The following is a 21,114-nucleotide window of genomic DNA, read 5'->3' as shown; positions in this document are numbered from 1 at the left end:
TGTTGACGGACCTCCCGGCAGGGCGGGGTCCTCGCTTACGATGGCCGTTGCAGCGGGGTACACCCTGCTGCGCCCAGCGCCAGCGAATCTGGGCCCGACCGGCAAGGAGCCAGCCTACGTGTCCGTCCTCAACAAGATCCTGCGTGCAGGCGAAGGCAAGATCCTGCGCAAATTGCACCGCATCGCGGACCAGGTCAATTCCATTGAAGAGGACTTCGTCAGCCTGACGGACGCCGAGCTGCGGGCGCTCACCGACGAGTACAAGGAGCGCTACGCCGACGGCGAGAGCCTGGACGACCTGCTCCCCGAGGCGTTCGCCACCGTTCGTGAAGCCGCCAAGCGGGTCCTCGGCCAGCGCCATTACGACGTCCAGCTCATGGGCGGCGCCGCGCTGCACCTCGGCCATGTCGCCGAGATGCGCACCGGTGAGGGCAAGACGCTGGTCGGCACCCTGCCCGCGTATCTGAACGCTCTGTCGGGCAAGGGCGTGCACCTGATCACGACCAACGACTACCTCGCCGAGCGCGACTCGGAGTGGATGGGCCGGGTGCACAAATTCCTCGGCCTCGAGGTCGGCTGCATCCTCGCCAACATGAACCCGGCCCAGCGCCGCGAGATGTACGCGTGCGACATCACATACGGCACCAACAACGAATTCGGCTTCGACTATCTGCGCGACAACATGGCGTGGTCCCAGGACGAGCTGGTGCAGCGCGGCCACAATTTCGCGATCGTCGATGAGGTCGACTCGATCCTCGTGGACGAGGCCCGTACCCCGCTGATCATCTCCGGTCCGGCGGACCAGGCCACTAAGTGGTACTCCGACTTCGCCAGGCTGGTGCGCCGGCTGAACCCCGGCGAGGCCGGCAGCCTGGGCAAGGAGGAGACCGGCGACTACGACTTCGACGAGAAGAAGCGCACCGTAGCGATTCATGAGTCCGGCGTCGCCAAGGTCGAGGACTGGCTGGGCATCGACAACCTCTACGAGTCGGTGAACACCCCGCTCGTCGGTTACCTCAACAACGCGATCAAGGCCAAGGAGCTTTACAAGAAGGACAAGGACTACGTCGTCATGGACGGCGAAGTCATGATCGTCGACGAGCACACCGGCCGTATTCTCGCCGGCCGCCGCTACAACGAGGGCATGCACCAGGCGATCGAGGCGAAGGAAGAGGTGGACATCAAGGACGAGAACCAGACCCTTGCCACCATCACTCTGCAGAACTTCTTCCGTCTGTACGACAAGCTCTGCGGCATGACCGGTACGGCCATGACCGAGGCCGCCGAGTTCCACCAGATCTACAAGCTCGGCGTCGTCCCGATCCCGACCAACCGGAACATGCAGCGCATCGACCGCGCGGACCTGATCTACCGCACCGAGGAGGCGAAGTTCGCGGCTGTTGTCGACGACATCGCCGAGAAGCACGAGAAGGGCCAGCCGGTGCTGGTCGGCACGGTCTCGGTCGAGAAGTCCGAGTACCTCTCGCAGCAGCTCGCCAAGCGCGGCGTCCCGCACGAGGTGCTCAACGCCAAGCAGCACGACCGTGAGGCGGCGATCATCGCCCAGGCCGGCCGCAAGGGCGCTGTCACCGTCGCCACGAACATGGCCGGCCGCGGCACCGACATCAAGCTCGGCGGCAACCCCGACGACCTCGCCGAGGCCGAGCTGCGCCAGCGCGGCCTGGACCCGGTCGAGCACCTGGAGGAGTGGGCGGCCGAGCTGCCGGCCGCCCTGGAGCGCGCCGAGGAGGCGGTCAAGGCCGAGTTCGAGGAGGTCAAGGAGCTCGGCGGGCTCTATGTCCTCGGCACCGAGCGCCATGAGTCGCGCCGGATCGACAACCAGCTGCGCGGTCGCTCCGGCCGCCAGGGCGACCCCGGTGAGTCCCGCTTCTACCTCTCCCTCGGCGACGACCTCATGCGGCTGTTCAAGGCCCAGATGGTCGAGCGCGTGATGTCCATGGCCAATGTGCCGGACGATGTCCCGATCGAGAACAAGATGGTGACCCGGGCCATCGCCTCCGCGCAGTCCCAGGTAGAGCAGCAGAACTTCGAGATCCGTAAGAACGTCCTGAAGTACGACGAGGTCCTCAACCGCCAGCGCGAGGTCATCTACGGCGAACGCCGCCGCGTCCTGGAGGGCGAGGACCTGCAGGAGCAGGTACTGCACTTCATGGACGACACCATCGACGACTACATCGCGGCCGAGACCCAGGAGGGCTTCGCCGAGGACTGGGACCTGGACCGGCTGTGGGGCGCCTTCAAGCAGCTCTTCCCGGTCACGGTCACCGTCGACGACCTGGAGGACGCGGCGGGCGACCGGGCCGGCATCACCGCCGAGTTCATCGGGGAGATGGTCAAGGACGACATCCACGAGCAGTACGAGGAGCGCGAGAAGCAGCTCGGCTCCGAGATCATGCGTGAGTTGGAGCGGCGCGTCGTGCTGTCCGTACTGGACCGCAAGTGGCGCGAGCACCTGTACGAGATGGACTACCTCCAGGAGGGCATCGGGCTGCGCGCCATGGCGCAGCGCGACCCGCTGGTCGAGTACCAGCGTGAGGGCTTCGACATGTTCAACGCCATGATGGACGGCATCAAGGAGGAGTCCGTCGGCTATCTGTTCAACCTGGAGGTCCAGGTCGAACAGCAGGTCGAGGAGGTCCCGGTCGCGGACGCCGAGGCGGTCGAGGCGGGCTCCGGTGGGGCGCCCTCACTGGTGAAGCAGGACGCCCGGCCCGAGATTCGTGCGAAGGGCCTGGAGGCCCCGAAGCGGGCGGACCGGCTGCACTTCTCCGCCCCCACGGTGGACGGCGAGGGCGGTGTCGTCACGGGCGACTTCGAGAACGGTGACAGCTTCGGGCCGGAGGGCGCCGACGCCGACTCCGACGGTCTGACGCGTGCGGAGCGCCGCAAGGCCGCCAAGGGCGGGCGGCGCCGCAAGAAGTAGCGCGCGGAGCACACGGCGGGGCCGGGTTCCTTCTTGGGGCCCGGCCCCGCCGTGTTTCTGCTTGCTCCTGTGCTCCCGCTTGCTCCCGCGCTGCCTGTGCTTGCTTCCTCGGTCAGTGCGCCTCCGCCGCGGTGCAGCGCCAGCCGTCGGTGCCGCGTTCGAGACGGAAGGCGATGGCGCGGATCCGGTCCGGGGCCAGAGTGACGACGGCGGTCACTTCGAGCGCGTCGTCGTGGGTGAGCGAGTACAGGCAGCGCTTTACGTGCGGGATGTGCCCGCGGACCATTTCCCGCCAGTCTCCGCGGGCGCTGAGCAGCTCCCACAACCGGTCGTACATCGCGGCGGGCACATGCCCCGCCAGGCAGGTGATCGGCCTGCGGCCGGTGAGCACGTCCAGCAGCCGGGTGGCGAAAAAGACGTGCGGCGGCACGCTGGACGGCGCGGTCCTGGTCCTCGCCGGCCCCGGCGGCCGCCGGTGATCGTGGCGGCTGCGCTTCGGGACCGTCGTGACTGTGGTGACTGTCCTTCCGGACATGGTCGTACCCCCGTGGCTCGGTGAACCTCGGCCTTACCGGCCGGTAACGCGGTTCTACGGAGCCAGGCGGCGCCGGACAACGGCCCGCGGGAGGGAACGCCCGGGACACCGGAGTTCACCTATCAGCGTGGTGCCGCATGTACGCACGTATGCTGACAGCCATGCGCGTCTATATCCCCACAACCCTTCCCGGCCTTGCCGAAGCACACAAATCCGGGGAGCTGGGCCCGGCGCCGATCGATGCCTACGCGGTGACCCCGGCGCTGCGTGAGTGGTATGTCTCCGACGACATCGAAGAGCTGGAGTACGCCGCGCTCACTCGGGCCGCGCAGGCGTCCCTGCGGCTGCTCGCCACGGACCCGGGCGCGCCCCGGCGGCGCGTGGTCGTCGCCGTGGATGTGGCGGACACGGCCGTCGCCTACGATCCGGACCGCGGCCTCGACGCCTCGGCGCTCGGAGAGGTCCGGCTGACCGGGCCCGCGCCGCTCGCGAAGGCCGCTGCCGTCCATGTCGACGCCTCCGGCGCGGAGGGGGATGTGGCAGCGGCCGCGGACGTGCTGGGTGCGGCGGATCTCGGGGATGACGACGCGCGCTTTGTCGTCGACGGCGCGGAGGACCATGAGTTGCTCTGGTACGCGACGCAGGAGATCCCCGGTCTGATCGCCTGATCGCCTGATCGGGTACGCCCGCGCGGAGGGGGAGCGGTCGGGGTCCGCGAGCCCTGCTCCACCTCGGGGTCTGTCGGAATGTCGGTGGTGGTGGGTACGGTGCGGGGTGTGAACGCTCATCTTGTGTGGGACTGGAACGGCACGCTGCTCCATGACATTGACGCCGTGCTCGAGGCGACGAACGCCTCGTTCGCCGAAATAGGCCTCCCACGGATCACGCTGGAGCGGTATCGGGAGCTGTACTGCGTGCCGGTGCCGAAGTTCTATGAGCGGCTGATGGGGCGGCTGCCGACAGAGGCCGAGTGGGGGGTGATGGATGAGATATTCCACCGCCACTACTGGACGCTCGCCGGCACCTGCGGCCTCACGGAGGGCGCGGCGGAGTTGCTGGCGCAGCGCAGAGCGGCGGGGCTGACGCAGTCGTTGTGCTCGTTGGCCCCGCATGAGCAGTTGGTGCCCATTGTCCGGATGTATGGCATCGAGGAGCACTTCGTACGGGTGGACGGGCGCGTCGGCGCGTCGCACGGAGGGAAGACGGAGCAGATGGTGCGGCATCTGGCGGCGATAGAGGGAGTGGATCCGCGCAGCGTGGTGGTGATCGGGGACGCGGTGGACGACGCGGTGGCGGCCGGGCGCGCGGGGGCCCACGCGGTGCTGTACACGGGGGGCTCGCACTGCAGGACGAGCCTGGAGGCAGCGGGGGTGCCGGTGGTGGACACCCTGGCGGAGGCGGTGCTGGCGGCGGAGCAACTGGTGTTCTGACCTGCGCCCGAGGCGGCCTTGCCGGCTGGGGCGCGGGGAATGCGGGGAAGGGCGCGGCGTAAATGCATGGGTAATTCAACGACATTGTTCACCTCGTGTAGCAGCCTGCGTACGCTGTGATGCATGGCACTCGGCTTCAGTGGGCGGCGTGGTGGGGAACTCCCGGCGGAAGTGACCGAGTTGATCGGAAGAGGTGAGGAACTCACCCGGGTACGGGCGATGCTGGGGCAGGCCCGGCTGGTGACGCTCGCGGGTCCTGGCGGGGTGGGCAAGAGCCGGGTGGCGTTGCGGACGGCGGCCGATCTGAGACAGAGCTACGCCGACGGGGTGGTGCTGGCCGAGCTGTCGGAGCTGCGGGACCCGGAGCTGTTGCCGCACTGTCTGGCCATGGTGCTGGGAGTGCCGGGGCAGGCGGCACGGCCGCCGCTGGACGATGTGGTGGAGTATCTGCGGGACAAGCATCTGCTGATCGTGCTGGACACCTGTGAGCACCTGGTGGACGCGTGCGCGATGTTCGCCGATGTGGTGCTCCGGGAGGCGCCCCGGGTGAGCGTGCTGGCCACCAGCAGGCAGCCGCTGGACGTGCCTGGTGAGCACACCTTCCAGGTTCCGCCGTTGCCGTTGCCGGATGCCGTGGTGCTTTTCGCCCGCCGGGCGGCGGCCGTGGTGCCCGGCTTCGTGGTCAGTGACGCCAACCGGGGCGACGTCACAGCGCTCTGCCTCCGCCTGGACGGCATCCCGCTGGCCATAGAGCTGGCGACGGTGCGGCTGCGGGCCCTGCCGCTGACGCACCTGGTCGCCCGTCTGGAGGACCGTTTCCGGATCCTGACCGGCGGCCGGCGTACCTCACTGCCGCGCCACCAGACACTGCGTACGGCGATCGGCTGGTCGCACGAGCTGTGCTCGCCGCAGGAGCGGCTGCTGTGGGCCCGGCTGTCGGTCTTCGCGGGCTCGTTCGACCTGGCGGCCGTGGAGCAGGTCTGCTCGGGCGGGGATCTCCCGGCCGAGGAGGTCGTGGAGCATCTGATCGCGCTGGTCGACAAGTCGGTCGTCCTGAGAGTCGACGGTGGCGACGGCACAGGCGGCCGGTACCGCCTGCTCGACACCATCCGCCAGTACGGTACCGAGTGGCTGGTCCAGACCGGCGACGCCGCGGCCTGCCGACGCCGGCACCGCGATCACCATGTGGCGCTCGCCGAGCGGTTCTACGACCGGCTGCTCACCGCCGACCAGGTGCCGCTCTACCAGGCGCTGCACAGCGACCGGGCGAATGTGCGGGCCGCCCTGGAGTACGCCTTCGCCGAACCGGAGGGCCTGTTGTCCGGGATGGTGATGGCCACCAAGCTGTGGGCGTTCTGGCAGACGGCCGGCCTGCTGTCCGAGGGCCGACACTGGATCGACAAGGGGCTGTCGCGCCACCCCCGGCCCGGGTCGGGGCGGGCCCACGCGCTGGTCGTGTCGGGCATCCTCGCCCTGATGCAGGGAGATCTGGAACCGGCGATGGACCGTTTCCAGGAGGCCCGCCGCACCGCCGAACAGGTGGGCGACGAGACCGTCCTGGCCTATGCGCTGGGCTATATCGGCGGTGTTCACGGGCTGTACGGGGACGCGGACCGGGCCGCCGGCTACCTCGACGACGCGCATGCCCGGCTGCGTGCCCTGGACGACCGGCTCGGCCTCGTGATCTCGTATTACCAGGGTGCGTTCCTGCGGGCGGTCCTTGATGACATCCCGGGCGCGGTCGAGATGTGCGACCAGGCGCTGCGCTACCTCGGCGCCACCGAGGGCGAGTGCATGATCACCTCGAATATCCTCCTGATCAAGGGCATCGTCGCCTGGGACGCCAGCGATCGCGCCGAGTGCGCCCGGCTGATCCGCAGCGCGATGGAGCTGAAGCGCCGGCTGGGCGAGGTCTGGGGCCTCGCCCATTGCACGGAGGCGCTCGCGTGGGTCGCCGCCCAGGACCGGCGGTACGCCCGCACCGCGTGGATGCTCGGGGCCGCGCAGACCCTGTGGCGCCGGATCGGCACGCCGATGTTCGGGGTCCGTACGCTGCTTCGGCAGCACGACCGCTCCGAGTCCGCCGCTCGCGCCGCCCTGGGGAGTGATACTTACGAGCAGTTGTTCGAACTAGGTACGCAGTTGCCGTTGGACCGCGCAGTAGCGCTGGTGCTGGCCGACGCGGACACCCCGACCCACCTCGCCGAGCGGGACCCGGGTCACCGGCCCGGCGGCCCGGACGGCCTCACCCGCAGGGAGCGGGAAGTGGCGGCGCTTGTCGTGCAGGGCCTGTCGAACAGGGAGATCGCCGAGAAGCTGGTGATTTCCAAGCGCACCGCAGACGCTCATGTGGAGCACATTCTCGCCAAACTCGGTGCCACTTCCCGCACCCAGATCGCCGCACTCGCCGGTGACATGTAGGCATGTAGGTATGCCTACAGAGCGGCGCGAACACGTTATAGGTGTACTGATCTGTGCCGGAGCGGGATGTTCCGGACTTCGGCTGCCCCAGACTGGGGTCACCACGTCGCACTGGGACGCGGACACGGCGGGGCGCCGGCCATGACCATGCCTCCCCTACGGCAGACGCACTACCGGCGCCCCAACCGCGAGCCGCAGCACCCTGAACCGCAGCACCCTGAACCGCAGCACCCTGAACCGCAGCACCTCATGGCCTACTGAACCGGTGCCTTCGCCCTCAGCACACTGATGAACGCACGCATCCACGCCGAGTGGTCCGGCCAGGCCCGCGCCGACACCAGCACCCCGTCCACCACCGCCTCGGAGTCCTGGAACGCCGCCCCGGCCGCCCACATGTCCGGCTCCAGCGCCGGGTACGCGGTGACCCGCCGCCCATTGAGCGCGCCGACCGCCGCCGTGAGCAGCGGCCCGTGGCAGATCTGCGCCACCGGCTTGTCGGCGTCGAAGAACGCCTTGGTCACCTTCCGCAGTTCCGGGTCGTTGCGCAGGTACTCCGGCGCCCGGCCGCCCGGGATCACCAGGGCCACGTACTGCCCGGGGTCGACATCGGAGAACGCGAGGTCGGCAGGCCAGGTGTACCCGGGCTTCTCGGTGTACGTGTCGAAGCCGTCGACGAAATCGTGCACCACGAACTGGAGTTTTTTGGCCGTCGGGGCCGCGACGTGCACCTCGTAGCCCTCCTCGCGAAGACGCTGGTACGGGTAGAGGACTTCCAGCGACTCCGCCGCGTCGCCGGTCACGATCAAGATCTTGGCTGCCATGCCGCCACACCTCTTCTCGTCTCACCCCCAACGTGCACCCGATCCACCGCACTGTCCACTTAGGCAGAGACGCTGAAACTTCTTGTACATATGAAGCGCCTGACAGCCTCCGGGGGCAGGGCGATAGCCTTGCATCGTGATCAGCGCTGATCTATGCAGCGGGGCGTAATTCCCGGTACATGCACACCACCTACGTCACGCAATGGCGCGCGACAGGAGTCAGAGGACATGCAGACCAAGCTGGACGAGGACAAGGCCGAGCTGCTCGCACGCGCGGCCCGGGTAGCTGAGAACAGCCCGCTGAGGGGGCAAGGCGGCCCAGGGCTGGACACCGAGACGCTCACCGCTTTCCTCCAGCGGTACTACCTGCACACCGCACCCGAGGACCTGCTCGGTCGCGACCCGGTCGATGTGTTCGGCGCCGCGTTCTCCCACTACCGTCTCGCCGAGGTCCGTCCCCAGGGCACCGCGAACGTCCGTGTGCACACCCCCACGGTGGAGGAGAACGGCTGGCAGTGCACCCACACGGTCGTCGAGGTGGTCACCGACGACATGCCGTTCCTGGTCGACTCCGTCACCAATGAGCTCTCCCGCCAGGAACGCGCCATCCATGTGGTGGTGCACCCGCAGATCGTGGTGCGCCGGGATGTCACCGGCAAGCTCCTGGAGATCCTCGACGCCGACGGCATGCGTGCGGCCGACCGCTCCGAGCTGCCGCACGACGCGCTGATCGAGTCCTGGATCCATGTCGAGACCGACCGCGAGACCGACCGCGACGACCTCAAGCGGATCACCGCCGACCTGCGCAGGGTCCTGTCCGACGTCCGCGAGGCCGTCGAGGACTGGACGAAGATGCACGACGCGGCCCTGCGTGTCGCCGACGAACTGCACACCGCCGCGCAGCCGCTCCCTGCCGGGGAGGTCGCGGAGGCCGAGGAGCTGCTGCGCTGGCTCGCCCTGGACCACTTCACCTTCCTCGGCTACCGCGAGTACGAACTCACCACCGGGCCGGCCCCCGAGGGCGGCGACGAGGATGTGCTGGCCGCCGTCCCCGGCACCGGCCTGGGCATTCTGCGCTCCGATCCGCACCACACCGAGGACGAGTACACCGCGCACCCCGTCTCGCCGTCCTTCCACCGGCTGCCCCGCGATGTCCGCGCCAAGGCCCGCGAGCACAAGTTGCTGGTCCTCACCAAGGCCAACAGCCGCTCCACGGTGCACCGCCGTTCATACCTCGACTACGTAGGCGTCAAGAAGTTCGACGCCGACGGCAATGTGATCGGGGAACGCCGCTTCCTGGGACTGTTCTCCTCGGCCGCCTACACCGAGTCCGTACGCCGGGTCCCGGTGGTCCGCCGCAAGGTGCGGGAGGTCCTGGAGAAGGCCGGCGTCGGCCCCGAGAGCCACGACGGCCGCGACCTGCTGCAGATCCTGGAAACCTACCCGCGCGACGAGCTCTTCCAGACCCCCGCCGACCAGCTGCTCTCCATCGTCACCAGCGTGCTCTACCTCCAGGAGCGGCGACGGCTGCGGCTGTTCCTGCGGCAGGACGAGTACGGGCGCTACTACTCGGCGCTGGTGTATCTGCCGCGCGACCGCTTCACCACCGACGTACGGCTCAAGCTCACCGACATCCTCGTCGAGGAGCTGAACGGCCGGCATCCCGTCGACTTCACCGCCCTGCACACCGAATCCGTGCTGTCCAGGCTGCACTTCCTGGTGCGCGTGGAGCCCGGTACCGAACTGCGCCACCTCACCGATGCCGACATCGAGCGGATCGAGAACCGGCTCTCCCACGCCACCCGCTTCTGGGCCGACGGCTTCGCCGACTCGCTCCTGGCCGAATGCGGTGAGGAGCGCGCGGCCGAGCTGGCCCGCCGCTACGCGAACGCCTTCCCCGAGGGTTACAAGGCCGACTTCACCTCCCGCACCGCCGTCGCCGACCTGCAGCGCATCGAGCGGATCGGGAGCGGCGGCCCGGACGACCCGAACTTCGCGCTCAGCCTCTACGAGCCGGTCAGCGCGGGACCCGGCGAGCGCCGCTTCAAGATCTACCGCACCGGTGACCCCGTCTCCCTCTCGGCGGTCCTCCCCGTACTCCAGCACCTCGGCGTCGAGGTCGTCGACGAGCGTCCGTACGAACTGCGCCGCTCCGACGGCAGTTACGCCTGGGTCTACGACTTCGGCCTGCGCCTCGACCCGTCCCTCGGTGACCTCGGCGACGACGCCCGCGAACGCTTCCAGGACGCCTTCGCGGCCACCTGGACCGGCGATGCCGAGAACGACGGCTTCAACTCCCTCGTCCTGCGCGCCGGGCTGACCTGGCGGCAGGCCATGGTGCTCCGCGCGTACGCCAAGTACCTGCGGCAGGCCGGCTCCACCTTCAGCCAGGACTATATGGAGGACACCCTTCGAACCAACGTCCACACCACCCGGCTGCTGGTCAACCTCTTCCAGGCCCGGATGTCCCCCGACCACCAGCGGGCCGGCAGCGAGCTCACCGACGCCCTCCTGGAGGAGCTGGACGCCGCCCTCGACCAGGTCGCCAGCCTCGACGAGGACCGCATCCTGCGGGCCTTCCTCACCCTCATCAAGGCGACCCTGCGGACCAACTACTTCCAGCGCGCGAGCGACGGCAAGCCGCACTCCTACTTCTCGGTGAAGTTCGACCCGCGGTCCATCCCCGACCTGCCGGCGCCCCGCCCCGCCTACGAGATCTGGGTCTACTCCCCGCGCGTGGAGGGCGTCCACCTGCGCTTCGGCAAGGTCGCCCGCGGCGGCCTGCGCTGGTCCGACCGGCGCGAGGACTTCCGCACCGAGGTCCTCGGCCTGGTCAAGGCCCAGATGGTGAAGAACACCGTGATCGTGCCGGTCGGCGCCAAGGGCGGTTTCGTCGGCAAGCGGCTGCCCGACCCGTCCGTGGACCGCGACGCGTGGCTCGCCGAGGGCATCGCCTCGTACAAGACCTTCATCTCCGGCCTGCTCGACATCACCGACAACCTCGTCGGCGGCGAGGTCGTGCCGCCACGAGACGTAGTCCGGCACGACGGGGACGACACCTACCTCGTCGTGGCCGCGGACAAGGGCACCGCCTCCTTCTCCGACATCGCCAACGAGGTTGCCGTCTCCTACGGCTTCTGGCTCGGCGACGCCTTCGCCTCCGGCGGCTCGGTCGGCTACGACCACAAGAAGATGGGCATCACCGCCAAGGGCGCCTGGGAATCCGTCGAACGGCACTTCCGCGAGATGGGCCACAACACCCAGACCGAGGACTTCACCGTCGTCGGCGTCGGCGACATGTCCGGCGACGTCTTCGGCAACGGCATGCTGCTCAGCGAGCACATCCGGCTCGTCGCCGCCTTCGACCACCGGCACATCTTCCTCGACCCCACGCCGGACGCCGCGACCTCCTACGCGGAGCGCCGCCGACTGTTTGAACTGCCCCGGTCCTCCTGGGCCGACTACGACAAGTCGCTGATCTCCGCCGGCGGCGGCATCCACCCCCGTACCGCCAAGTCGATCCCCATCACCGCCGCGGTCCGCAAGGCCCTCGGTATCGACTCGGGCGTCAGCAAGCTCACCCCCGCCGAGCTGATGAAGACCATCCTCCAGGCGCCGGTCGACCTGCTGTGGAACGGCGGCATCGGCACCTACGTCAAGGCCTCCACCGAGACGCACGCCGACGTCGGCGACAAGGCCAACGACGCCATCCGCGTCGACGGTGCCGACCTCCGGGCCAAGGTCGTCGGCGAGGGCGGCAACCTGGGCCTCACCCAGCTCGGCCGGATCGAGTTCGCGCTGAGCGGCGGCCCCGGTGGTTCAGGAGGAAGGTGCAACACCGACGCCATCGACAACAGCGCCGGTGTGGACGCCTCCGACCACGAGGTCAACATCAAGATCCTGCTCAACGCTGTGGTCGCCGACGGAGACATGACCGTCAAGCAGCGCAACGTTCTGCTCGCCGAGATGACCGACGAGGTCGGCGCGCTGGTGCTCCGCAACAACTACGCCCAGAATGTCGCCCTCGCCAACGGCATGGCCCAGGCCGGCGACATGCTCCACGTCCAGCAGCGCTACCTGCGCAAGCTGGTGCGTGACGGCTTCCTGGACCGGTCACTCGAATTCCTCCCCACCGACCGGCAGATCCGCGAGCGGCTGGGCGCCGGCCAGGGTCTCACCCAGCCCGAACTCTCGGTGCTCCTCGCCTACACCAAGATCACCATTGCCGATGAACTGATCGCCACCGGCCTGCCCGACGACCCGTATCTGCCGAACCTGTTGCACGCGTACTTCCCGCACGCCCTGCGAGAGAGCTTCACCGGCCAGATCGACAACCACGCGCTGCACCGCGAGATCGTCACCACCATCCTGGTCAACGACACCGTCAACACGGCCGGTAGCACCTTCCTGCACCGCTTCCACGAAGAGACCGGGGCCACGACGGAGGAGATCGTCCGCGCCCATGCCGCCGCCCGCGTCATCTTCGGGCTCGGCCGGATCTGGGACGACGTCGAGGCCCTCGACAACACCGTCCCCGCCCCGGTCCAGACCCGTATCCGGCTGCACTCGCGGCGGCTTGTCGAGCGCGGCACCCGCTGGCTGCTCAACAACCGGCCGCAACCGCTCCAGATCGCCGAGACGATCGACTTCTTCCGCGACGGCGTCCCGACTGTGTGGGGCATCCTGCCCAAGCTGCTGCGTGGCCGGGACCTGGAGTGGTATCAGGACATCCACGACGAGCTGACGGGCGCGAATGTCCCCGAGGAACTCGCCACCCGGGTGGCCGGCCTCTCCTCCGTCTTCCCGGTCCTCGACATCGTCGACGTCGCCGACCGGGTCGGCAAGGACCCCCTCGATGTCGCCGAGGTCTACTACGACCTCGCCGACCGGCTCCAGATCAGCCAGCTGCTCGACCGCATCACCGAACTGCCGCGTGCCGACCGCTGGCAGTCGATGGCCCGGGTGGCCATCCGCGAAGAGCTTTTCGCGGCGCACGCGGCGCTCACGGCCGATGTGCTGTCGGCCGGGAACGGGATCTCTACTCCGGAGCAGCGTTTCGCCACCTGGGAGGCGGCGAACGCGGCGATCATCGGGCGGGCGCGGGCGACGCTGGAGGAGATCCAGAGCTCCGAGTCGTTCGACCTGGCGAACCTGTCGGTGGCGATGCGTACGATCCGTACGCTGCTGCGTACGCACCGTTGAGCTCAGGGCCCAGGGCCTTGAGCCCTGGGCCTTGAGCCCTCAACCCGCCTCTACCGGCTCAGCCGCTGCTCAGCCGGTAGAGGCGTTCGGCTGTCCGGGAGCTGGTGGTGACCAGGGTGCTGTCGGCGGGCGTGGCCTGGCTGCGCCTGACGATGGCCCAGCGGACGTGGTAGAGGCTGGCGATGCGGCGCTGGTCGGCGGGGGTGGCGGAGGGGGCGAAGTAGGTGCGCAGGTCGGCTTCGCGCTGGTGGCGGACGGCGGCGGGGACCGAGGGGTCGGGCCAGGTCGGTGCGATGAGGAAGACGCCGTAGGCGGGCATGACGTGGGTGGACCAGTCGCCGTCGGTGAGCAGGACGTCCCCGGGACGGGTGTGTTGTGCGGCCCAGCGGTAACTGGCCCAGCGGTTCAATTGCTGGAAGTGGAAGGGGCCGAGGTGCTCGGGGAGGAGGGCCCCGCCCTGGGCGAGCAGCCCGAGGTAGGCGGCGACCGCCCCGAGCACGGCGGACAGGGCAAGGAGCGGCCGGGGAGTCGCCGTCCCCGACACCCGGCCGGCTGCTGGCTGCACCGGGGCGGCGGCCCATGAGCCTTCCGGACGCACCGGCCCGCCGGACGGAGTCCGGCGCGAGCGTCCGAAGCCCGGGAGCCACCCCCAGGCCGAGTGCCGCGAGGGCGGTCCCGCGGACAGGTCGGTTCTGCTCTCCGCCAGTTCGACCGCCAGGGCGAACTGGAGCGGGACCAGTAGCAGCCCGAATATCCGGCCGTACGTATAGTGCCCGCTGAACCAGCCGTACGCGGCGACCGCGCAGCACAGCGCGAACATCACCACCAGCGGGTCCAGCCGGTTCCGCCGCAGCCGCCACAGCAGCGCGGGCAGTCCGGCCAGGGCCAGTCCGTACCAGCCCCACAGGTCGCGGTAGAGCCGCCAGTGCACCGCGTCGACCGTCGGGTCGCCGATCAGGGAGAAGACACTGAAGTACGGCCAGAGCGCCGCTACCGCGAGGGTGACCGGCGCGACGGCCAGCGGGGTCCAGCGCCGCTGCCAGCCCAGCGCCAGGGCGCCGATGCCGATGGCGGTCCCTATGGCGGTGATGGGGTGGACGAGCAGCACCAGCCCGGTGAGCAGGCCGAGCGCGCTATATGCGCGTACTCCCGCCTCCCTCTGGGCGAGTCGCCCGGTGATGGCCCAGCACCAGAAGGTCAGGCCGATGGCGAAGGCGCTGGGATAGGTGAGCCCTCGGGTCATGGACTGGGCGCCCAGAAAGCCGCTCCACTCCTTGAAATCGGGTCCCCAGAGCAGTACATATGCGACGAGCGCGAGGACCGGTGCCCAGCGGCGTGTGCTGAGGGTGCGGGTGAAGGCGCCGATGCCGGTGATGATCAGGGCGAGGTTGAGCGGACCGCAGGCCTTCAGGACCTGCCATCCGGCGAGACGGGTGGCTTTGGCGATCAGTCCCAGCCCGACGGTGTAGGGCGTGAAGTACGGGCTGCCGGTGCCGGGGAGATCGAGGAGCGGGTTGGCCGGGTGCCACCAGTCGGCTTTGACGCGCTCGATGGCCGAGGCGTGCTGGCCGAAGTCGGAGCCGATCGGCATATGCCAGGTGGCGGCGGACATGGCGAGCCAGAAGGCGCCGCCGATCAGCTGATACGGCGTCGGCCGCCACGGCCGTTGCCGGGCGGGGATGGCGTTGGTCTGCAGGCTGAGGTCGGTCAGCACGCCGGGCATCGAAGCCCTCCTGCGGTCGTCGTGTCGTCACAGACGATGCTTCAGCAGGTCGGTGAGCGGGGCCACGGCTACTGGGCCGTACGGGCTAGCAGCCGAGGTCGGTGGGTTCTGCCGGCGCGTCAACGCGATACTGCTTCCCGGTCCGTCGGCTCGCCGGGGGCGGGCACGAGGCTCCGGCCGGTGATCTCGGCGGGGGAGGGGGCGGGGGTGCGGTCGGCGAGGGGGGTGACGGGGATGAGTCCGGGCTCGCCGAGGAAGACGCGGCGGACGACGCGCTCGGCGGCGCGGCCGTCGTCGTAGGTGCAGAAGCGCGTCCGGAAGGCGGCGCGCAGCTCGCTGGAGCGGGTGCCGCGCCAGGAGCCGCCGCGGAAGATGTCGATGAGCTGCGCGTCGGAGGTGGAGACAGGGCCGGGGGTCTCGCCGGGGGTGCCGGAGAGGAGGTCGAAGTAGACGCCCCGGGAAGCCCGGTAGACGGGCCAGTCGTCGGCGTGGATGACGATGGGCCGGTCGAGGTTGGCGTAGTCGAACATGATCGACGAGTAGTCGGTCACCAGTGCGTCCGCGGCCAGGCAGAGCTCCTCGACCGACGGGTGCCGGGAGACGTCGATGATCAGGCCCTGGTCGTGCAGCTCCTGGATTGTGTCGTCGCCGGCGTGGAAGTAGTGGACACGGGTCAGCAGGACGAAGTCGGGGCCCAGCTCACGACACACCCGGGCGAGGTCGATACGCGGTACATATCCCTTCTGGTAGTCGCGCATCGTAGGGGCATACAGGATGGCGGTCTGCCGCGGTGTGATGCCCAGGGCCGCGCGCGCGGCGTCCACGCCGGCCGCGCCCGCCGTGAAGTAGACGTCATTGCGCGGATAGCCGGATTCGAGCTGCCGGAAGGAGGAGGGGTAGACCCGCTCCCAGACCTCACTGGAGTGCGGGTTGGCGGAGATGCTGAAGTCCCAGCGGTCCACGCGGTCCAGGAGCTTGCGGAAGCTCATACCGTTCGTGGAGGCCGGGTAGCGCTGCTGGTCGATGCCCATCTTCTTCAGGGGGGTGCCGTGGTGGGTCTGCACATGGATGGTGCCGGGGCGCTTGATGACCGTGTTGGCGAAATTGACGTTGTTCACCAGGTACTTGGCGCGCGCCATCGCCTTCCAGTACCGCTTCGTGCCCGGGATGACGTACTCGACCCCCGCCGGCACCCGGTCGGCGTCCGACTTGCGCACCACCCACACCCCGCGGATGTGCGGGGCCAGCTCCCGCGCCTTGCGGTAGATCGCCGCCGGGTTGCAGAGCATTCCCCGGTCCCAGTAGGCCGCGTACACCGCCAGGTTCGGGTCCACCGGCCGCCGCAGCTGGAAGCGGTAGAACGCCGACTTGGCCCGTCCGGACCAGGCCTGGCGCACCTTGCGCCTGCGCTTGGCGGCGTTCCGTTGCGCCGCCTGGTACCGCTCCGCCAGCCGCATCCGCAGGTAGCCGCCGTGCGCCAGCGGACGGAGCTCGGCGGTCGGCACGAAGCCGGCCGGGGCGTGGGCGCGATACCACTTGACGGCGCGATTGAGGAACTCCCGGCGCAGGGGGAGCGGGATGCGATCGGGGTTGTTGAGGCAGAAGAGGATGTGGCTGGCGGCCCGCTCGAAGATCTGCGGGCGGAGCGCGTCCAGGTGCTCCTTGCCCCCCAGGAACGCGAACAGCTTGCTGTACTGCTCGAAGATGACGAAGTGCTCGCGGCCGGGGCTCCGGGTGCTGGCGCCGCTGCGGCGCTGGCGGTATTGGAGGCAGACCCGGTCGGTGCAGGAGATACGGGTGGCGGTGAGCATCGTCTTGTACGAGACGAGGGCGTCCTCGTAGATGCCGTCGTCGAAGAGGAAGCCGTTGTCCTGGTAGAAGTCCCTGCGGTAGACGCGGTTGGACGTCATGGCGAAGAGCTTCAGGAACTCCGGGCGGTCGGTGATGGCGAAGACATCGGTGCCGGCGGAGGCGAGCAGTTCGCCGAAGAGGCTCTTCTCGGTCGTATCCCACCAGTAGGTACGGACATGGTCGAAGTAGAGGATGTCCGGGTCCCCGTCCTGCTTCAGCCGGGTGTCGAGCGCTTCCAGCGAGCCGGGCGCGATGGTGTCGTCGCCGTCGAGGAAGAGGAGGTAGTCGCCGGTGGCGCGCTCGGCGCCGTCGTTGCGCGAGCGGCCCACGCCGAGGTTGTCGGTGTGGTGCAGCGGCACGAGGCGTGAGTCACGGGCGGCGTACTCGTCAATGATCCGGCCCGAGTGGTCCGGTGATGCGTCGTCGACGGCGATCACTTCGATGTCCGCGAACGACTGGGACAGGGCGGAGTCGAGGCACTCACGCAGGAAGCCCTGCACCTTGTGGACCGGGACGATGACGCTGAAACGGGGCATGGGACTTGGGACTCCTAGTGCGGGTTCAGAGTGGTTCGGATCGGGACGGCACAGTCGGGACAGTCAGGGCAGTCAGGGCAGTCAGGGCAGGATGTGGTCGGCGGCGCGGGCGGCCGCCCGGCCGTCGTCGAGATGGCAGAAGGCGGTGCGGAAGTCCGCGTAGGCGTCGGCGCTGTGCCTGGCGACGGTCTCCAAGTCGCGCAGCGCGCCGATCAGCTCGGCGGTGGTGTGGAGCAGTGGGCCCGGGGCCTGGGCCTCGAAGTCGAGGCAGAAGCCGCGCAGGGTGTCCCGGAAGTGCTCCAGGTCGGGGGCGAGGAAGAGCATCGGCCGGCCGGTGCCGGCGAAGTCGGCGGCCAGGGAGGAGTAGTCGGTGACCAGGACGTCGGCGATGAGCAGCAGCTCGGCCGTGTCCGGGTGCGCCGACACATCCCGTACGAAATGGCTGCCGGTACCCGTCGGGACCTGGTCGGCGACCAGCGGGTGGGCCCGGACCAGCAGGACATGGTCGGCGGCGAGGGCCTGTTCCGCTTCCGCGAGGTCCAGTGGGAGGGGTACGGGCAGGCGGTAGTGCTCGGCGTCGTAGGCCTGGTCGTCACGGATCGTCGGAGCGTAGAGGACGACCTTCCTGGCCGGGGGGATCGCCAGCCTGTCGCGGAGGGCCGCGGCCCGCTTCTCGCGGTCCAGGCCGGGGGCGTGGAGCAGGTCGGTGCGGGGAAGACCGGTCTCGGCGACGGGGCCGTCGTAGCCGAGCGCCTGCCGCAGCAGCGGCGTGCTGCGGGCGTTGGGCGACAGCAGCACGCTCCACTGACGGCCGGGGTAGCGGGGCGGGCGGGCGATGTGGGTGAGGTCTGCGCAGAGCGTGCCGGCCAGGTCGTGACCGGTGCGTTTGAGTGGCGTGCCGTGCCAGGTCTGCACGACGGTCTGGCCGTGGCGCCGTACGAACCACTCGGGGAGATGCGTGTTGGTGACGATGTGCCGGCTGCGGGCGAGCGCCTCGTACCACTGGGCGCTGTGCAGGATGACCGGGCGGGCGGTGGGGGGCGTCTCCGCCTGGCCGTCCCGGACCACCCAGAGGTGCTCCAGGGGCGCCACCCGCCGGACCAGCTCCTCGTGGACCGCCCGGGGCGAGTCGCCGTACTGGCGGCCGTCGAAGGCGCTGTACAGGACCGTGTCCCGCAGGGGGCGCTCGCGGTGGCCGGGGTAGTGCGCCTCGCGCAGGAGGCGCTGGTTGTACGGGCCCCGGTCCGCTTCCGGGAGCGTGGGGGCGGCCTCCAGGAACAGCCGGTCGTGGAAGCGCCGGTCCAGGGTGAAGGTCTTGCCGCCGGCCGTCGCGGTCAGGGGCAGCGCCGGGAACGCCCCGGGAGCGATCCGCATCGGCGCGTCGGGCGTCTCGGGCGAGCCTTCGGCGCGGAGGTGGAGGTACCAGCGGCCCTCGCGCAGCGGCACCGTACCGGCCAGGGACTCCAACGCTCCCGGGCGCAGGCGCGCGGTGAAGCGGTCGCCCTGGCGGGAGACGGGGAAGGCGGCCTCGGCCCGGTGGGTGCTGTGCCTCAGCACCAGCAGCGTGCCGCCTTCGGCGGGCAGCTCGCCCGCGACGAGCAGGGTGCCGTCGGCCTCCAGGGCGACCGTGCCGGCGACCGGCTGGGGGGTGCGGTCCCGGAGGACGAGATTGCCGGAAGGGGAGGTCACGACGAGGAGTTCGCGGCGGACGCCGCCCAGGCGGGGGTCGGTGCCCAGGGGGTAGCGGCCGGGGGAGAGCGAGGCGTCCAGGGCGATGCGGGCGGTGGTGCCGTCGGGGAGTACCAGGGAGGTCTCCCAGGTCTCGGTGTCCTCGGCGGGGATCTCCTTGGGGCCCGCGCCGAGAGCCGGCCGGGCGGCGGCGAGGTCCGCCAGGCGGAGGCGGGCGGTGCGGCCGTCCTCCAGGGGATGGTCGAGGACGGTTCCGGTGGGATGGTGGGTCACCCGCAGGGCCACCGCGGCCTGCCCGTCCGTCGGCCCGCCGTCGCGGGGAGCGAGCGTCAGCTCGACCATGCCCTCCTCGGGCCCGGCACGGTGCCCGGCGAGGCGGCGGGGTACGGGCTCGACGGACAGGTGCAGGCGGTCGGACTTGAACCAGGGGACCGCGCGCATGCCGTTTCCCAGGTCGTACGCGGCCGGGGAGGCGCCGGAGCCGGAGTCGGCGGGACGCAGGGCCGCCTTGCGGACGACGCCGGAGGTGGCGAGGAGGATGCCGAGGCGCCAGCGGCCGGGTCGCAGCCGCCGGGGGTTGATGGCGATCTCGAAGCCGGACCAGTCGTAGCAGTGCTGCTCCTGGCGGGAGTTGAGGGTGGCGTCGGGGGCGCGGACGGTCGTCACGGGGAGCAGCATGGCCCGGCGGTGGCCGGAGACCAGCAGCGCGGTGCGCCGGGAGGCGCCCTTGTGGTCCACATCGAGATTGCGGATGTAGGCGTAGCCGCTGAGGACGAGCTTCCCGTCCCGCCAGACGGCCTCCCGCACGCGGGCGCGGACCGGGAAGTCCTGGCGGGTGAGCCGGGTGGCGGCCGCCGGGAGCGGGATGGCGGTGCCGTCCGGGCGGGGCAGGACGGCGCGTTTGCGCAGCGGCGGGCCGGTGACGGAGAAGCCGGAGTTGTTGCGCTCCTCGTGGCGCAGGACGGTGAGGAGGTCGTCGAGCCGGTTCTTGACGATGAGGTGCCATTTGACGCGCAGGTCGACCGGCAGTTCCGGATAGAGCCCGGGGTCCACGCGGGTGAGGAAGTCGCGGCAGCGGTCCATGAAGACCTCGCGGTACTCCGTTCCCGCCATGGGCAGGGCACCGATGAAGTACAGCAGGTCGTCGGTGAGGACGGACCGGTCGTAGTCCCTCTTGTGGGCGGTCCACTGGGTGCGGGCGGGGTCGGCGAGGAAGCGGCTGACGGAGTCGACGGCCGCGATCCGGTCCCGTACGCCCTTCACATCGGTGCGGCGGCGGGTGATGGACCCCTCCCGGATCCGCCAGTAGTAGACGTGCTCGTGAGTTACGTCCACGGCCTCGGCGAGGAAGTGGGCCGGGATGGTGAGCGGGGTGTCCTCGTAGAGCACGCCCTCGGGGAAGGCGAGCCGGTGGCGGTCCCAGAAGCTGCGGCGGAAGACCTTGTTCCAGGCGACCCGGTCGGCGAGGAGGGTGAGGTCGCGCGTGATGTGGGTGCCCCGCACGGTCCGGCGCATGTGCTGGTGCTGCCAGGCCTGGCTGCGCCCCTCGGTGGTGAGGCGGTAGACGTTGCCGGTGGCGAAGTCCGAGCCGGATTCGTCGAGGAGGGCGGTCAGTTTTTCGTAGGCGTACGGCGGCAGGACGTCGTCGCTGTCCAGGAAGGCGAGGTACCGGGTGCGCGGGTCCGCGTGCCGTGCGCCGGTGTTGCGGGCGTGGCCGAGGCCGCCGTTGGGCTGCCGTACGAGACGGAAGCGCGGATCACGGTCTGCGAACATCTGTGCGATGGCCGGGCCGGAGTCCGTCGAGCCGTCGTCGACCATGACGACATCGAGGTCGGGCAGGGTCTGCCCGGCCACCGAGTCCAGGCACTCCTCCAGATAATGCTCGACGTTGTATACGGGCACGACGACAGTGAGACGGGGCGTCATGTTGTGGTTCAACTCACCAGGACCCTCCCGGTCACT

At 69.8% G+C, this 21,114-nt stretch carries 10 protein-coding genes; 5 read left to right on the top strand and 5 right to left on the bottom strand.

Features of this window, described 5'->3' with window-relative positions; translation table 11 throughout:
- The first annotated feature begins 118 nt into the window (after positions 1-118).
- The gene (gene secA / locus FCI23_RS02190; RefSeq protein WP_136721673.1) at positions 119-2,944 is read left to right on the top strand and encodes a preprotein translocase subunit SecA; all 2,826 of its coding nucleotides are present in this window, start codon (positions 119-121) and stop codon (positions 2,942-2,944) included.
- A gap of 112 nt (positions 2,945-3,056) precedes the next feature.
- On the opposite strand, the gene FCI23_RS02185 is transcribed toward secA, so the two are convergent.
- On the bottom strand, positions 3,057-3,479 hold the full coding sequence (locus FCI23_RS02185; protein WP_136721672.1) for an Rv3235 family protein: 423 nt from the start codon (positions 3,477-3,479) through the stop codon (positions 3,057-3,059).
- Between the two features lie 161 nt (positions 3,480-3,640).
- Here FCI23_RS02185 and FCI23_RS02180 point away from each other — a divergent pair, with 161 nt between their 5' ends.
- The 3 genes from FCI23_RS02180 to FCI23_RS02170 all read left to right on the top strand — a co-directional run bounded on the left by FCI23_RS02180 (position 3,641) and on the right by FCI23_RS02170 (position 7,330).
- Positions 3,641-4,147: a DUF6912 family protein gene (locus FCI23_RS02180; protein ID WP_136721671.1), complete on the top strand. Its 507-nt coding sequence runs from the start codon at positions 3,641-3,643 to the stop codon at positions 4,145-4,147.
- A gap of 78 nt (positions 4,148-4,225) precedes the next feature.
- Complete coding sequence (locus tag FCI23_RS02175) at positions 4,226-4,909, top strand: HAD family hydrolase (RefSeq protein ID WP_211265175.1); 684 nt, start codon at positions 4,226-4,228, stop codon at positions 4,907-4,909.
- A 123-nt stretch (positions 4,910-5,032) separates the two neighbouring features.
- Positions 5,033-7,330 (top strand): LuxR C-terminal-related transcriptional regulator, encoded by a 2,298-nt coding sequence (locus FCI23_RS02170; RefSeq protein ID WP_136721670.1) that lies wholly within the window; start codon positions 5,033-5,035, stop codon positions 7,328-7,330.
- 254 nt (positions 7,331-7,584) lie between these two features.
- On the opposite strand, the gene FCI23_RS02165 is transcribed toward FCI23_RS02170, so the two are convergent.
- Positions 7,585-8,151: a DJ-1/PfpI family protein gene (locus FCI23_RS02165; protein ID WP_136721669.1), complete on the bottom strand. Its 567-nt coding sequence runs from the start codon at positions 8,149-8,151 to the stop codon at positions 7,585-7,587.
- 228 nt (positions 8,152-8,379) lie between these two features.
- On the opposite strand from FCI23_RS02165, the gene FCI23_RS02160 reads away from it, so the two are divergent.
- Complete coding sequence (locus FCI23_RS02160) at positions 8,380-13,353, top strand: NAD-glutamate dehydrogenase (protein WP_136721668.1); 4,974 nt, start codon at positions 8,380-8,382, stop codon at positions 13,351-13,353.
- A gap of 58 nt (positions 13,354-13,411) precedes the next feature.
- Here the strand turns inward: FCI23_RS02160 and FCI23_RS58115 are convergent, their stop codons facing one another.
- The 3 genes from FCI23_RS58115 to FCI23_RS02145 form a co-directional block, all read right to left on the bottom strand.
- On the bottom strand, positions 13,412-15,076 hold the full coding sequence (locus tag FCI23_RS58115) for a hypothetical protein (RefSeq protein WP_211265174.1): 1,665 nt from the start codon (positions 15,074-15,076) through the stop codon (positions 13,412-13,414).
- Positions 15,077-15,195: 119 nt separating this feature from the next.
- Positions 15,196-17,463: a bifunctional glycosyltransferase/CDP-glycerol:glycerophosphate glycerophosphotransferase gene (locus FCI23_RS02150; RefSeq protein WP_136721667.1), complete on the bottom strand. Its 2,268-nt coding sequence runs from the start codon at positions 17,461-17,463 to the stop codon at positions 15,196-15,198.
- A gap of 81 nt (positions 17,464-17,544) precedes the next feature.
- Entirely contained in the window at positions 17,545-21,078 is a 3,534-nt protein-coding gene (locus tag FCI23_RS02145) for a bifunctional glycosyltransferase/CDP-glycerol:glycerophosphate glycerophosphotransferase (protein ID WP_136721666.1), read from the bottom strand.
- Positions 21,079-21,114 lie beyond the last annotated feature (36 nt).

The organism is Actinacidiphila oryziradicis (assembly GCF_005047355.1).
Lineage (GTDB): Bacteria > Actinomycetota > Actinomycetes > Streptomycetales > Streptomycetaceae > Actinacidiphila > Actinacidiphila oryziradicis.
Note: the sequence above shows the minus strand (reverse complement) of the source record. Positions and strands in the feature narration are given on the sequence as shown.